General features: G+C 54.8%; 12 protein-coding genes. 7 read left to right on the top strand and 5 right to left on the bottom strand.

Features of this window, described 5'->3' with window-relative positions; translation table 11 throughout:
• Window positions 1–11 precede the first annotated feature (11 nt).
• Window positions 12–1208, bottom strand: a complete 1197-nt coding sequence (locus M2418_RS00630; RefSeq protein WP_259142494.1) for an HlyD family secretion protein — start codon at window positions 1206–1208, stop codon at window positions 12–14.
• Window positions 1209–1372: 164 nt separating this feature from the next.
• On the opposite strand from M2418_RS00630, the gene M2418_RS00625 reads away from it, so the two are divergent.
• From M2418_RS00625 to lysS, 5 genes are all read left to right on the top strand, one after another.
• Window positions 1373–2026, top strand: coding sequence for a TetR/AcrR family transcriptional regulator (locus tag M2418_RS00625; protein WP_259144703.1), 654 nt, complete (start codon window positions 1373–1375; stop codon window positions 2024–2026).
• A gap of 167 nt (window positions 2027–2193) precedes the next feature.
• Window positions 2194–2946 carry a TerC family protein gene (locus tag M2418_RS00620; RefSeq protein WP_259142492.1) on the top strand — a complete coding sequence of 251 codons (753 nt, stop codon included), beginning with the start codon at window positions 2194–2196 and terminating at the stop codon, window positions 2944–2946.
• Window positions 2947–3093: 147 nt separating this feature from the next.
• Complete coding sequence (locus M2418_RS00615; protein WP_250982276.1) at window positions 3094–4866, top strand: SLC13 family permease; 1773 nt, start codon at window positions 3094–3096, stop codon at window positions 4864–4866.
• 179 nt (window positions 4867–5045) lie between these two features.
• Window positions 5046–6503: a glutamate--tRNA ligase gene (gene gltX / locus M2418_RS00610; RefSeq protein WP_192488023.1), complete on the top strand. Its 1458-nt coding sequence runs from the start codon at window positions 5046–5048 to the stop codon at window positions 6501–6503.
• 207 nt (window positions 6504–6710) lie between these two features.
• On the top strand, window positions 6711–8207 hold the full coding sequence (gene lysS, locus M2418_RS00605) for a lysine--tRNA ligase (RefSeq protein WP_259142474.1): 1497 nt from the start codon (window positions 6711–6713) through the stop codon (window positions 8205–8207).
• A gap of 191 nt (window positions 8208–8398) precedes the next feature.
• On the opposite strand, the gene M2418_RS00600 is transcribed toward lysS, so the two are convergent.
• Window positions 8399–9310, bottom strand: coding sequence for a hypothetical protein (locus tag M2418_RS00600; RefSeq protein ID WP_259142466.1), 912 nt, complete (start codon window positions 9308–9310; stop codon window positions 8399–8401).
• A 335-nt stretch (window positions 9311–9645) separates the two neighbouring features.
• Window positions 9646–10377: an SDR family oxidoreductase gene (locus tag M2418_RS00595; RefSeq protein ID WP_192488021.1), complete on the bottom strand. Its 732-nt coding sequence runs from the start codon at window positions 10375–10377 to the stop codon at window positions 9646–9648.
• 176 nt (window positions 10378–10553) lie between these two features.
• On the opposite strand from M2418_RS00595, the gene M2418_RS00590 reads away from it, so the two are divergent.
• On the top strand, window positions 10554–11333 hold the full coding sequence (locus tag M2418_RS00590) for an IclR family transcriptional regulator (protein WP_259142463.1): 780 nt from the start codon (window positions 10554–10556) through the stop codon (window positions 11331–11333).
• A gap of 118 nt (window positions 11334–11451) precedes the next feature.
• Here the strand turns inward: M2418_RS00590 and tal are convergent, their stop codons facing one another.
• Window positions 11452–12408, bottom strand: a complete 957-nt coding sequence (gene tal / locus M2418_RS00585) for a transaldolase (protein ID WP_192488019.1) — start codon at window positions 12406–12408, stop codon at window positions 11452–11454.
• Between the two features lie 210 nt (window positions 12409–12618).
• On the opposite strand from tal, the gene M2418_RS00580 reads away from it, so the two are divergent.
• Window positions 12619–13611 (top strand): sugar-binding transcriptional regulator, encoded by a 993-nt coding sequence (locus M2418_RS00580; protein ID WP_250982280.1) that lies wholly within the window; start codon window positions 12619–12621, stop codon window positions 13609–13611.
• Window positions 13612–13615: 4 nt separating this feature from the next.
• On the opposite strand, the gene M2418_RS00575 is transcribed toward M2418_RS00580, so the two are convergent.
• On the bottom strand, window positions 13616–14488 hold the full coding sequence (locus M2418_RS00575; RefSeq protein WP_192488017.1) for a bifunctional helix-turn-helix domain-containing protein/methylated-DNA--[protein]-cysteine S-methyltransferase: 873 nt from the start codon (window positions 14486–14488) through the stop codon (window positions 13616–13618).
• Window positions 14489–14498 lie beyond the last annotated feature (10 nt).

Here is a 14498-nt window from a genome sequence, read left to right as displayed (position 1 = left end):
GCCTTTCGCGCTTACTTCTGCGCTACCGCATTGTTGTCAGGTGCAGTGCGTGTATCCACGTCCACGACAACACTCAAACCGGCACGAAGATTATGCTTGGCAAGATCTTCGGCAGAGAAAGCGATACGAACAGGCACGCGCTGGATAACCTTGGTGAAGTTACCGGTGGCATTTTCAGGTGGCAGCATGGAAAACACCGAGCCGGAAGCAGGCGAGATCGACTGGACCGTGCCGATAATATCCTGCTTACCAAGCGCATCCACATGGATACGCACCTTGGAACCCGGCTCGACCTTGGCGATCTGCGTTTCCTTGAAGTTCGCATCAATGTAGAGGTCGTTCATAGGCACCAGGGCTGCAAGCCGCTTGCCGCTTGAGACGAGATCACCCACCTGAACAGCCACATTGCCGATGACACCATCATACGGCGCCTTCAACACTGTAAAGCTAAGGTCACGTTGAGCCTTGTCCTTGGCCAGAACCAGCGAACGGATGGTGCTTTCAGCTTCGTTTCTCTGCGCTGCGAGCAGAGATATATTGGCTTTGGCGGATTCGATGCTGGCCGCACCGGCAACAGCATTTGCTGCAGCCTGATCAAGCGCGACCTGTGCATTATCTGCAGAGGCAACCGTACCAACATCCTTGGCTTGCAACTCGTTGGCGCGCTTCTGGTTGATTTCCGCGCCGCGCAGGGCTGCGTCAAGCGCACCCTTCTGTGCTTCGGCCTGCTGCAGAGCAGCCTTGGCACCTGCAAGCTGTGCATCGATACGCGACAACGACAGCTCCTGGGTACGAACCTGCGCTTCGGCTTGTTCAAGCGCGATTCGATAATCGCCATCATCCAGAGTGACGAGCGGATCACCAGCCTTGACTTCCTGATTGTCGACGACATGGACCTTGTTCACGTAACCGGAAACCTTAGGCGAAATGATCGCAATGTCACCTTCGATATAGGCATCATCGGTTGAGATGAGGAAACGGCCATCGGTCCACCACTGGTAACCATACCAGCCGGCACCGGCCAGCACGGCAATTGCCAACACAGGCAAAATAGGCGAGCGACGCTTTGCCTTCTTCTGCTGTGGCGCATCCTGTGGCGGCGCAGGTGTCTGAGATGTGGTTTCTACCGCATCATCTTTACGCGCCGTTTCATCTGCGCCCTCATTTGTATTGACCGCGCGTACCGCGCCTGTGTTCTGGGCAGACATGTGCTCACCACCATGTAGGATATAATTTTATTGAACTGAACCGTTCGGTTCGATTGACATAAAGCTTTTCATGACACATATCAAGAGGGCATCGAACCAAACAGTTCGATTTGACGGGAATCAAAATTTCAAACAGGGATAAGAGTGTGAGCACGCAAGAAGACATGGAGACATCTGGAACGCCGGTCACCACCGGGCGTTTCGCGGCGGGAGAAGATCCTGCAAAGCGCGAACAGATCCTCGATGGCGCCTGGATTGTTTTCCGCAAACTTGGCTTTGATGCTGCCAGCATGAACGATATTACCCGCGAAGCAGGCGTTTCCAAGGGTACGATCTATGTTTACTTCGCAAATAAGGAAGATCTTTTTGCGGCCCTGATCGACCGGCACCGTACCCGTTTTGCCGAAGCCATGCGTGATGTGCTGGCGGGGGAACAAGCGGTTGAAGAAGGACTCAAGAAGTTCGGCTTCACCTTTTCCCGACAGATGACCTGCTCTGAAGTCATACCTGCTATGCGTTCTGTGATTGGCGTTATTGACCGCATGCCAGGCCTCGCGAAGCGTTTTTTCGCCAGTTCACCAGTCAACATCAAAAGCGTGCTACAGGATTTCATCGAACATCATGTGAAGCTTGGAAACTTGCAGGTCGACGATATCGAATTGGCCGCCCGGCAATATATCGAACTGTCGTCAGGTCCGTTTTTCAAACTTCGCCTGTTTGGTGAAATTAATGGTGACGTGCCGCAGCAGGAACTGGACCGGGTGGTCAACAGCGCCGTGCGCGTATTCATGGCCGCTTACGGAACCAAAATCAGTTGAGCGCATTAGGCAAAATCTGCGCAGGCGTAATTTCGCGTTAAACGCGAAAATTGCGAATAATCAGGCATATCGTTGAAATAAATGCGCTTGTTTCTCGCGTTTTATAACGTACATGATTGCGTCGTATATTTGCCAGTGCTGCACAATTGAAAGGACAACACCCCCCGATGGAGACCATTCTCCCTCTCTTGAGCGACCCCACTGCCTGGGTGGCATTGATTACCCTGATCGTCATGGAGGTCGTGCTCGGCATTGACAACCTGATATTCATCTCGATCCTGACCAACAAGCTGCCACCGGAGCAGCGTGAAAAAGCCCGCAAGATCGGTATTGGCCTCGCACTTGTCATGCGCCTCGGCCTGCTTGGCACTGTAGCCTGGATCGTACAGCTTACCAACCCGGTTTTCGATGTTTTCGGTCACTCCTTCTCCTGGAAAGACATTATCCTGATCGTCGGCGGTCTGTTCCTGCTGTGGAAGGCGACCAAGGAAATTCACCACAATGTTGACCCTATCGACCACAAGGAAGACATGGTTGGCGGAACGGTCACCAACACGTTCTCATCTGCAATCATTCAGATTCTGCTGCTTGACCTCGTATTTTCGGTCGACAGCATTATCACGGCCGTTGGCATGACGCCGCATCTGCCGATCATGATCGTTGCTGTTGTGTTTGCTGTGACTGTGATGCTGGTAGCCGCGACGCCGCTGGCTAACTTCATTGAGCGCAACCCGACAATCGTCATGCTGGCTCTCGCCTTCCTGCTCATGATCGGCACCACGCTGATTGCCGAAGGTATGGGCATGCATGTGCCGAAGGGCTACGTCTATGCAGCTATGGCTTTCTCTGCCCTGGTCGAACTTCTCAACATGATGGCGCGTAACGCCCGTGCCCGTAAACGACAGGCCGCCAAGCATTAACCGCTGAATCGAATATTGAAAGACCCGCCTGACAAGGGCGGGTCTTTTGCATTTTGACGACGGAACGCGCTATGGTTTCATACGTTTAATACCGCATCTGATCGGCTGTTCTGGCCAATCACTCTCCTGCCGAAAGTGCATATCTGAATGACAACAGACCAGATTTTAGCCTTCGCCGTTATCGCAGCAATGATGGCAGCTTTCATCTGGGACAAGTTGCGTTATGATGTGGTTGCCTGCTCCGCCCTATTAGGCGCTGTTGCGGTGGGTATCGTGCCCTTCGACAAGGCATTCTCCGGTTTCAGTGACGATATTGTCATCATCGTCGCCAGTGCACTGATCGTCAGCACGGCGGTGGCCCGTTCCGGCATTGTCGATACACTGATCAAGAAATATTTCCCCGAAATGCGCTCGAAAGGGTTGCAGCTCGCTTTTCTGATGATTGTTGTGGCTGTCATGTCGGCCTTCATCAAGAATATCGGCGCATTGGCTATCATGATGCCAGTGGCTTTTCAGTTTGCCCGCAAGTCCGGCACCCCCGTGTCCTTCTACCTGATGCCGATGGCCTTTGCTGCCTTGCTCGGTGGATTGATGACGCAGATCGGCACCTCGCCCAACATCGTGGTCTCCAGACTGCGTGAGGAAATGACCGGTCAAAGTTTCTCGATGTTCGACTTCACGCCTGTCGGTCTTGGCCTGACAGTCATCGGCATCGTATTTTTGACATTTGGCTACCGGCTGCTGCCAGTGCGCACCAAGCCGGACGCCTCCGTCGAAGACATTATGGAAAAATCCGCCTACACAGCCGAGGCCTCCATAACAGCAGATTCACCGATTAAAGACAAAAGCCTCAATGAACTGCTGAAACAGGGCGATGGTGCGGTCATTGCGACAACCATTCTCAGAGGCCACCGCAGGATTTCCCCCTTCCCCGATGTTGTGCTTAAGGTTGGCGATACACTGCTGCTGGAAGGCAATGCCACTGATCTGGACAGGGTGGTCTCCAGTGCAAAGCTCACACTGTCAGGCAAGCCACTGACCGGCAGTGGCCAGAAGGAAAGCGATGTCATGGCCATGGAGGCGGTGATCGACAACACCTCGATCCTCAAAGGCCTTTCGGCGAAAGAATTGGCACTGTCCTACACACGCGGCGTCAATCTGATTGCCGTCAGTCGTCGCGGACATCGCCTGAACCAGCGTCTGAGTGACCTGTCATTGATGGCCGGTGACGTGATCGTTTTGCAAGGCAACAGCAAAAACATCTCACAGGTTTTGAAGGAATTCGACCTTCTGCCGCTCGCGCAACGTGAAATCCTGCTCGGCACCCGCAGACGCGCGATTTTGCCACTTCTGGTACTTGCAGCTGCCATGGCAGCTGCGGCCACCGGCATAGCACCGGTCGCGGTTGCCTTCTTTGCCGCCGCCTTCGCGATGATCGCTATTGGCGCTATCCCGTTGTCCGACATCTACAAATCAGTAGATGGCCCAATTCTTGTGATGCTGGCGGCACTTATCCCGGTCAGCGATACACTGCGCACGACAGGTGCGAGCGACCTTATTGCGACCTGGTTGGGCGAAACGGCCAAAGGCATGCCACCCTTCATGGCTCTTGGTCTTATTCTGCTGGCTGCGATGGCTGTCACGCCATTCCTCAACAATGCCGCAACGGTACTTGTCATGGGCCCGATCGCGGCAGGATTTGCCACCACACTTGGCTTCAAGCCGGAGGCATTTCTGATGGCTGTCGCGATTGGCGCCGGCTGTGATTTCCTCACCCCCATCGGCCACCAGTGCAACACTCTTGTCATGGGACCGGGCGGCTACAGGTTCAGCGACTATCCACGGCTTGGTCTGCCGCTATCATTCCTGATCATCATCACCAGCATTCCAATGCTGCTTTACGTCTGGCCGGCATCCTGATTTGACCTAATTTTCTTGACGCATGGGGCTGAATGTGGCCTAAGGCCATTCCAATGGAAAATTGCGGAATTGCGGGCATCCTAGATCCCCAAATCCCGTTTCCTCAATGCATGCTAAAACCAGTCGTCGCATACGGGAACTTCCCGTAACCCTTGCACGTCAATACGAGCGATCATCCAATGAGCACTTCCAACGTTCGCGTCCGTATCGCGCCCTCTCCTACCGGTGAGCCGCATGTCGGAACTGTCTACATCGCACTTTTCAACTATCTGTTCGCCAAGAAAACCGGCGGCGAGTTCATCCTGCGCATCGAAGATACCGATGCAACCCGCTCGACCCGCGAATATGAAGAGAAAGTGCTGGAAGCACTGAAATGGACCGGGTTGAAATGGTCCGAAGGTCCCGATGTCGGCGGTCCATACGGCCCGTACCGCCAGTCCGAGCGCAAGGACATGTACCAGCCCTATGCTCAGGAACTTCTGGATAAAGGCCATGCCTTCCGTTGTTTCTGTACGCCTGAGCGCCTGGAACAGATGCGTGAAGCACAGCGCGCCGCTGGCAAGCCACCGAAATATGACGGTCTGTGTCTGCATCTGAAAGCTGAAGAAGTAACAGCCAAGCTGGCGGCCGGTGAAACATCGGTTGTTCGCATGAAGATCCCGACCGAAGGTTCCTGCGACTTCACCGACGGCGTCTACGGCGAAGTGTCGATCCCGTGGGATTCCGTTGACATGCAGGTCCTGATGAAGGCCGACGGCATGCCGACCTACCATATGGCCAATGTCATCGACGACCATCTGATGAAGATCACCCACGTTGCGCGTGGCGAGGAATGGCTGGCTTCAGTGCCCAAGCACATTCTGCTTTATCGTTATTTTGGATGGGACCAGCCGGTATTCATGCATCTTTCGCTGATGCGCAATGCCGACAAGTCCAAGCTCTCCAAGCGCAAGAACCCGACGTCGATATCCTACTACTCGGCACTCGGTTACCTGCCAGAAGCCTTGATGAACTTCCTAGGACTGTTCTTCGTGCAGATCGGTGAAGGCGAAGAGCTTCTGAACATGGACGAGCTTGCAGACAAGTTCGACCCGGATGCATTGTCCAAGGCTGGCGCTATTTTCGACGTGCAGAAGCTGGACTGGCTGAACGGCCGCTGGCTGCGCGAAAAGCTGAGCCAGGAAGAGTTTCTTGCCCGTATTTTCGAATGGTCATCGGAAAATGGCCGTTTGACCGAAGGCCTCAAGCTGGCACAGAGCCGCATCTCCCGATTGAGCGAACTGCCGCAGCTGGCAGGCTTCCTGTTGTCTGGTGATGTTGGCCTGACACCAGCCTCCTTCGCAGGGCTGAAAAGCAAGCCGGAAGAAATTCATGAAATCCTGACCACCGTTGCTGCCGATCTGGAAAAAATGCCGGACTGGAACATTGAAAGCATCGAGGCAGAATTGCGTGACCTTGCTGAACGCACCGGCAAGAAACTGCGCGTGGTGACACCACCGCTGTTCGTTGCCATGTCCGGCACATCGCGTTCGCTGCCGCTGTTTGACAGCATGGCGCTGCTTGGCCGCTCCGTGGTACGCCAGCGCCTGAAGGTTGCCATTGCTGTGGTCGCTACCATGGTTGGCAGCGGAAGCTAAGGTTTACCGGGGCGGATTACCATTCGCCCCTCATTCCTGTGTTTGTCACAGGAAAACCAGCCACGGCGTATTTGCGCCGTGAATGAATGCAAGAAAATCTCCCGCGCCCAGAGACCTGTGCGCACTGGTATCCTGTGATAATCACAGGAATGAGGGAGAACCGGAAACTAATTGCCGCCGCGGTACCGCCGCAACAGGAATTGAACAATGAACGACAAGACAACCGAAACCGCTCTCTCCTCCGACGTCACGGAAGTGCGCCGCCAGAAACTGGCGCTGCTGCGCGAAAAGATCGGTGACGTCTACCCTGCGCATTTCCACCGCACGATGACCAATGCCGAGTTGGCGGAAAAATACGCCGATATCGAGCCGGACGTCGAAACCGGTGATACGGTCACCGTTGCTGGTCGTGTTTATTCCAACCGCAACTCCGGCATGTTCATGGACATCCATGACGCGTCCGGCAAGGTGCAGATCTTCAGCCACAAGGACACCACACCGGAAGCGGCCCGTGAGCTGCTGCCGTTGATCGACATGGGTGACATTATCGGCGTCACTGGCAAGGTTCGCCGCACCAAGCGTGGCGAGTTGACCATCAACGCTGAAGAAATCACCATGCTGACGAAGTCGCTGCTACCGATGCCTGAAAAGTGGCACGGCGTTTCCGACGTCGAAGTGCGTTACCGCAAGCGTCATCTGGACATTCTCTCCAATGAAGAGTCCAAGTTGCGCTTCCAGCAGCGTTCCAGAATTATCTCCGGCATTCGCCGCTTCATGGAAGCTGAAGGCTTCCTCGAAGTTGAGACACCAATGCTGCAGACGGTTTATGGCGGCGCGACTGCCGATCCGTTCAAGACCTTCCACAACACGCTGAAGCAGGACATGTACCTGCGTATTGCGCCGGAACTGTTCCTCAAGCGCACGCTGGTATCCGGCCTTGCCGACAAGGTATTCGAGATCAACCGCAACTTCCGTAACGAAGGCGTTTCCACGCGGCATAATCCTGAATTCACCATGATGGAGTGCTACTGGGCCTATTCCGACTACGAAGACATTATGGGTCTGGTCGAGCGCATGTTCCAAACCCTCGCTGTCGCCATCCATGGCACGACCGAGTTGGAGTTCCAGGGCCAGACGATCTCATTCAAGGGCCCGTTCAAGCGCGTTCCTATGCCTGATGCCGTCAAGGAAGCAACCGGTATCGACTTCCTGAACATCAAGACCGATGAAGAAGCCCGCGCCGCCGCCAAGGCTGCCGGTTTCGAAGTCGAGAAGGACTGGACATGGGGCGAGTGCCTGGCATTCATCTTCGAAGAGAAGGTTGAAGGCACGTTGATTCAGCCAAGCCACGTCACGCACTTCCCGAAGGACATCTCGCCTTTCGCCAAGGAAGTTCCCGGCGAACCACGTCTGGTAGAACGCTTCGAAAGCTACTGCAACGCCTGGGAGGTAGGCAACGCTTTCTCCGAACTCAACGATCCCGAGGAACAGCGCCGCCGTATGGTCGAGCAGCTGGAACAGGCTCACGCTCGCGGCGAAAAAGACAAGCAGCTTGACGATGAATTCCTTGATGCAATCGATCAGGGCATGCCACCAGCAGGTGGTCTCGGCATCGGCGTTGACCGTCTTATCATGCTGCTGACAAATGCACCGTCGATCCGCGACGTCATTCTCTTCCCGGCCCGTCGCCAGAAGGCCGACTGACGCTGCGGCATGTTTCACAGGACCGTTTAGCGGTTTTTGGCAGAAACATCTGATCGTCAAATAACAACAACACGCTGCGTGATAACCACCATCTGCAGCGTGTTACACAGGCAGAACATCAACAAAGCCGGAGAGCGAAAACGCCTCCGGCTTTTTTGTTCTCATCGAACTTTTGAAAAATTACCGAGATATCAGTGAGATGGCTGCGAATGACCTTCAGAAGCCTCGGCGCCTGTGCCTTCAGCCGCTGGTGCATCTGCAACGGGTGCGTGCTCTTGCTCCGCAGCTTCCGCGGTGGCGGAGCCTTTCCCGAAAATCAGGGATTTCAGATAGCTGAGGCTGAAAATGCTACCGCTGTCATGCACGGGCGTCGACGTCAGCAACTGTTCATCATCTGGCACAGGGTGCGCCTCTGCCGACGGGTCACCATGGCCTGTTTCACCCTCGCCGCCGTGCCCTGCCGGCTCCGCGGCTTTTTCTGTTGGCGCACCATGGCCATCGCTTTTTCCATGCGCACCCTCGGCATTCTCCGACACGCCACCTTCACAGCCGGTATTATCGGACAACGAATGTACAACCTGCTCAATGTCTTCAAGCGGAAGGTCAATTCTCAAGCCGTAGAAGAAACCCTGTGCGTTCGGCACGCCATCATAATAGAAGCCGGAATATTGCTTGCCATCCGTACCTTCGGGTATTTTGGCCATATCAGGGATATAAACTGCCTGCGCTGCAATCGCACGACCACGCATCTCGGAGCGCAGCTGCGGACCATTGGCGTCCAGAACCGACACCTGCACAAGATCAGGGTGCTGTTTTTCGTGAATAGCCTTGGCTACACGCACGGCGGTTTTCAGCCTGTCCGTACCATCACCACCGGTTGTGCGGATAAACTGCCTTATCCAGAATGTACCGTTTTTCTTGATGGTCACAGTCTGGACGGCCTGACATTCCAGACCATTGACTGAACGATAGGAAGGGCCAAGCAAACGTTCGGTACCCACGTAAACAGCAGCGAGACCAGCTGCTCCGCTGATAAGCAGAACACCGCAACTGATAAACACTACTTTACGGGAAAGCCGTATTCGGCTGAATACTGCTTTCACACTAGGCGCCCTGACATACCTACCCCGTCAATTACGCAATGCCCCAGCCCTAATGGGCCAACCAAAGACCATCCGGCATGGATCAAAAATCCACGTCCAGACTGGCTTTGATCCTGACGGTTTCTCCTTGACGAAGATTTAACCCGGAGTGTTATTCAGTGTTTTTAGTGAACCATTTTTGGACTCTGCCAAAAAATATTACTGCGCTTCATGTATAAAGCGTTGACGGGCGCAAACTGACAATAATCAAGCGCGTCCAGTATCCGCACATCCGTGATACGGCATTCTCAAAATGAAGCAAAAAAGACCCGCCGCAGCGGGTCTTTGTTTCATAATCAGGCAGTCCAGCCGCCATCGATCACATGGATTTGGCCCGTGGTGAAACCGGCCTCTTCCGACGCCAGATAGGTCACCAGAGCAGCAATTTCTTCGGGCTTTGCAATACGGCCCATGGGCTGACGCGCTATGAAGTCGCTCAATGCCTGCTCGTAGTTGCCGGTCTGCTTCAGACGTTCATGCAGGGACGGGCTGTCTACGGTGCCCGGGCAAATTGCATTACAACGAACGCCCTTGGTCACGAAATCAGCGGCAATCGCCTTTGTCAGACCTACAACAGCTGCCTTCGAGGCCGTGTAGGCAAAACGATTTGGAACGCCCTTAACGCTAGATGCCACCGACGACATGTTGACGATAGCACCCTTGCCCTTTTCCAGCATGCCTGGGAGGAATGCGCGGCAAGTACGGTACATGGCCTTGGCATTCAGATCGAACGAGAAGTCCCAGTCCTTTTCCTCGCATTCGAGGATAGTGCCAGCATGCACGTAGCCTGCACAATTGAACAGCACGTCGATTGGGCCAACTTCTTCCGCAAATGCCTTTACAGCGTCGCCATCCAGAACGTTCAGAACGCGTTTTTCAACACCCTCCAGTGTGGCCAGTGCCTGCTCATTGATATCGGTTGCGATAACGCGCGCACCGAGGCTCGCAAAACGTTCAGCCGTTGCGCGGCCAATACCCTGAGCGGCTGCCGTCACAACAACGGTCTGCCCTGCAAAATTCTGGGACATATGGTAATCCTCCCTGCCAATCCAGTTTACCGCGCCAATGACTGGCCTTCACAATGAGGACATTCAGATGCGGATTGATAATTCATATGTAAACAGTGTATTTATAAGCCGTCAAGCGCAACAGATAGACAAGAAGATGTTTGGCATAGGCAAAATGAGGTTAGTGGAGGGGTACCATGACGACCGAAGACAATAGTGATCGCTATCGTGCGCCCGCGCTCGACAAAGGGTTGGATATCCTCGAACTGCTGGCCCATACGGATGGCGGTCTGACCCAGGCCGAGATTGCCAAGTCGCTCGGCAAAAGCCCCAGCGAATTTTACCGCATGCTCGATCGTCTGGTACGGCGCGGGTACGTCTACCGTCAGGATGGCGACCGCTTTTTCCTCAGCCTGAAAATGTTCGGCCTTGCCCATTTTCACGCCCCTGTTCGCAGACTGGTATCGTTCGCCACGCCTGTCATGCGCGACTTCTCCAACAAGGCACAGCAGGCCTGCCATCTGACTGTGCACGACAGAGGCGCTGTCACTGTTATTGCCCAGCAGGATTCATCGACCTATTGGGCGCTGTCGGTGCGGGTTGGCGCGCATATGAGCCTGTTCAACACCGGCTCCGGTCATATCCTGCTCGCTTTCCAGACCGAAACACAACGCGAGATGATGATTGCCGAGCAGTTGCGTTTCAACGAGGGCATGTCGACACCTGACAATCTCAGTGAAACATTAAGCCGCATCCGGCACGACGGCTATGACATCATGAAAAGCATGCAAACCGCCGTGGTCACGACATTGTCTGCACCGGTGCTGACACTGGATGGCACCGCCATCGCGGCTTTGACCTGCCCATTCATTGAACCGCTCAGCGCCAGTGCGCCGACCCAGAAAGTATGTCTGAACCATATTGTAGAAGCAGCCGCACGCATTTCGGAAATCGTTGCTGGCAGCCGCACGCAATAAGAAAATAGATTGCACCATAGCAAATAAAAAAACGCGACCGGCAGGGAGACGGTCGCGTTTGGCACTGGAGTATTCTTGGAAATTAAACGGGTAAACGTTTCAAAAGTTCCAACAAACCTCAGGCTGCAAGTTCTTTTTTGACCATCGAGCGCAGTGCAACGAGGTCCTTGGCAAACAGACGGATGCCTTCCGACAGCTTTTCAGTTGCCATTGCATCTTCGTTCAGCATCCAGCGGAATGCCTTTTCGTCCAGCGACTGCAGGGGCTCTGCCGTGACATTGTCAGGAGACAACTTGCGCTCAAGCGTACCCTGGTCCTTGTCGAGTTCTTCCAGCAGCGCCGGGCTGATGGTCAGACGATCGCAACCAGCAAGCGCTTCGATTTCGCCTGCATTGCGGAAAGAAGCACCCATGACGATGGTCGAGATGCCGTTGGACTTGTAGTAGTTGTAGATGCCACGCACCGAGACAACGCCCGGATCGGTTTCAGACGTGTAGTCCTGACCGGTGGACTTCTTGTGCCAATCAAGAATACGACCAACGAATGGCGAAATCAGGAATGCCTTGGCTTCCGCGCAAGCAATCGCCTGAGCCTTGGAGAACAGCAGGGTCAGGTTGCAATCGATGCCTTCCGACTGCAGAACCTGCGCAGCACGGATACCTTCCCATGTGGAAGCCAGCTTGATGAGAATACGGTCACGCTCAATACCGCGTTCCTTGTAGGCAGCAATGATGCCATGCGCCTTGGCAATAGAGGCTTCGGTATCGAAGGACAGGTCGGCATCCACTTCGGTGGAAACGCGGCCCGGAACGAGCTTGGCAAGTGCGGCACCAACCGAAATGGCAAGGCGATCTGCAACGGCAGCAACAACGGCATCCTGATCGCCGCCCTGTTTTTTACCCCAGCTCACAGCTTCTTTGACCGCATCTGCAAACGCAGGCGTTCCCAATGCTTTAAGAACGATGGTCGGGTTGGTTGTGCAATCGACTGGCTTGAGGCGTGCAACCGCATCAATGTCGCCGGTATCAGCAACCACGGTTGTAATGGAACGGAGTTGATCGAGCTTGGACGTCATCCGGGTGATCCTTATGGATTGACTATAAAAGTGCTTCAGCCGCCGTTTCGTTCCCCCAAGAAAGCCATGGGAGTGCGGCCGAAATTACGGTCCTGACCTGATTAAAAGTATCGCTTGGCAGATCGATAAAAGTCAAGACATTTGCGCAACGCAATTGACATAAGTTTCACGAAAGTCATACTCGCTGCATAACAAACATTGGTGAAAAGCGTGGCGAAACTCAGACGCGAAACCCACACATCCATTTCCGAAGCCTCGTCCCTACGCCTCAGAGCCGCCTGGCTCTATTATAATCAGGGCATGACGCAGAAGGATGTCGCCGAAAAACTGGGGATCAGCCGGTCCACCGTCATTCGCCTGCTCGACGAGGCCATGAAACGGTCCGAAGTGCAGATCTGGATCAACGAAGGTATCGAAGATTTCATTGAGCTGGCGGGACAGCTCGAAAAAGCCTACGGGCTGGACGAGGCCATCATTGTTCCTTCGCCGGCCAACACGTCGGCACCGGCCATCGCAAAGGCAGTGGGCCTGGCGCTCGGGCAGTTTCTCTCTGAAGCCATCCCGGAAAATGCCACCATAGGCGTTGGTTGGGGGCGTACCATGACAGCCTCCCTTGCGAGCTTCCGCCCACCGCGTCGTGATAACTGCAAAGTGGTTTCTTTGCTGGGCGGTATCGTCGCCGTACACCAGACCAACCCTTTGGATTACACATGGCGACTGGCAAGCCAGCTTGGCGCCGAATGCTACATGTTCCTTGCGCCGCTGCTGGTCGATTCCGTCGAAACCCGCAAAACCCTGATTGAAAAATGCGGACTGAACACACTTTACGATCTGGCTGAAAAACTCGACATAGCCATTGTCAGTTGCGGCGATATCGGCCCGCAGTCCACGTCATTGTCCGAAGGTTTTATTAGCCGCCAGACGCTGGAAGAACTGATCGATGCAGGCTGCGTCTGCGATACAATGTTCAACTTCCTCGACAAGGACGGCAATTCCGTTGAACATCCAATCAACCAGCGCGTCATGTCGATCGACCTCGACACGCTGAAGAAAGCAAAGCACATTGTTCTGGCATCCGGTGGCGCGCAGCGTGCTGTCGCCATTCAGGCCACAATACGACGCATCGGCTGCAACACCCTTATAACAGATGAAACAGCCGCACGGGCATTGCTGGCCCTGTCAAACGACTGTTCCGCCGCCTGACATCTCAGGCGTGCGCGGATTCCCAGCCGAGCATAGCCCGTTTACGCGTCAGGCCCCAATGGTAACCGGTCAAGGCACCACTTTTGCCAAGCGCACGGTGGCAGGGCACCACGAATGACACCGGGTTTGCGCCGACAGCGGCACCCACCGCGCGGGACGCCGTGGGCTGGCCAATATCCTGCGCGATGTCGGAATAGGTAACCGCCTTACCAAACGGGATCTTCAACAGGCTTTTCCAGACACGGACCTGAAAATCCGTGCCCAGCAGCACCACGCGAAGCGGCTGGTCGCAACGCCATGCTTGCGGCTCGAAAATACGCGAGGCATAAGGCATGGTGGCAGCAACATCTTCGACGTAATTCGCTTTCGGCCAACGCTGCGCCATATCCTCGAAACAGGCGGCCTCTTCACCGGCATCGGCAAAGGCAACGCCCGCCAGACCACGGTCGGTGACCATGACGAGCGCCAGACCGAATGGAGAGACATGATAACCCCAGCGGATCGTTAGCCCTTCACCCTTGGCCTTCCATTCACCCGGCGACATGGCCTCATGTGTAACGAACAGATCATGCAACCTGCCCGGCCCGGACATGCCAACCTCGATAGAGGTTTCCAGTAGCGGCAACTGTTCCTGCCGCAACAGACGTTTCGCATGATCGAGCGTCACGGCCTGAAGAAACGCTTTCGGTGACAAACCGGCCCACCGCGTGAATGTCTTCTGCAACTGTGTTGGCGATCTGCCCATACGCGCCGCAATCATTTCCAGCGATGGCTGATCACGGTAGTCCACCGTCATGATTTCGATGACCTGCCGGACGGTCTCGTAATCGGAACCGTCAGGTGTGATATCTTCCTGCAAAATAAGATCGGCTTTCATGGCATGTCTC

This window comes from Rhizobium sp. BIGb0125, from assembly GCF_024810055.1.
In the GTDB taxonomy this organism is placed as follows: Bacteria; Pseudomonadota; Alphaproteobacteria; order Rhizobiales; family Rhizobiaceae; genus Agrobacterium.
The sequence above is the reverse complement of the archived record's forward strand: the minus strand, read 5'-3'. Positions and strand labels throughout refer to the sequence as shown.

Coding starts and splice junctions, on each gene's coding strand:
- M2418_RS00625 (WP_259144703.1), top strand. CDS start 1,373: ATGGAGACATCTGGAACGCCGGTCACCACCGGGCGTTTCGCGGCGGGA.
- M2418_RS00575 (WP_192488017.1), bottom strand. CDS start 14,488: ATGAAAGCCGATCTTATTTTGCAGGAAGATATCACACCTGACGGTTCC.
- M2418_RS00595 (WP_192488021.1), bottom strand. CDS start 10,377: ATGTCCCAGAATTTTGCAGGGCAGACCGTTGTTGTGACGGCAGCCGCT.
- M2418_RS00620 (WP_259142492.1), top strand. CDS start 2,194: ATGGAGACCATTCTCCCTCTCTTGAGCGACCCCACTGCCTGGGTGGCA.
- tal (WP_192488019.1), bottom strand. CDS start 12,408: ATGACGTCCAAGCTCGATCAACTCCGTTCCATTACAACCGTGGTTGCT.
- M2418_RS00615 (WP_250982276.1), top strand. CDS start 3,094: ATGACAACAGACCAGATTTTAGCCTTCGCCGTTATCGCAGCAATGATG.
- M2418_RS00590 (WP_259142463.1), top strand. CDS start 10,554: ATGACGACCGAAGACAATAGTGATCGCTATCGTGCGCCCGCGCTCGAC.
- M2418_RS00630 (WP_259142494.1), bottom strand. CDS start 1,208: ATGTCTGCCCAGAACACAGGCGCGGTACGCGCGGTCAATACAAATGAG.
- lysS (WP_259142474.1), top strand. CDS start 6,711: ATGAACGACAAGACAACCGAAACCGCTCTCTCCTCCGACGTCACGGAA.
- gltX (WP_192488023.1), top strand. CDS start 5,046: ATGAGCACTTCCAACGTTCGCGTCCGTATCGCGCCCTCTCCTACCGGT.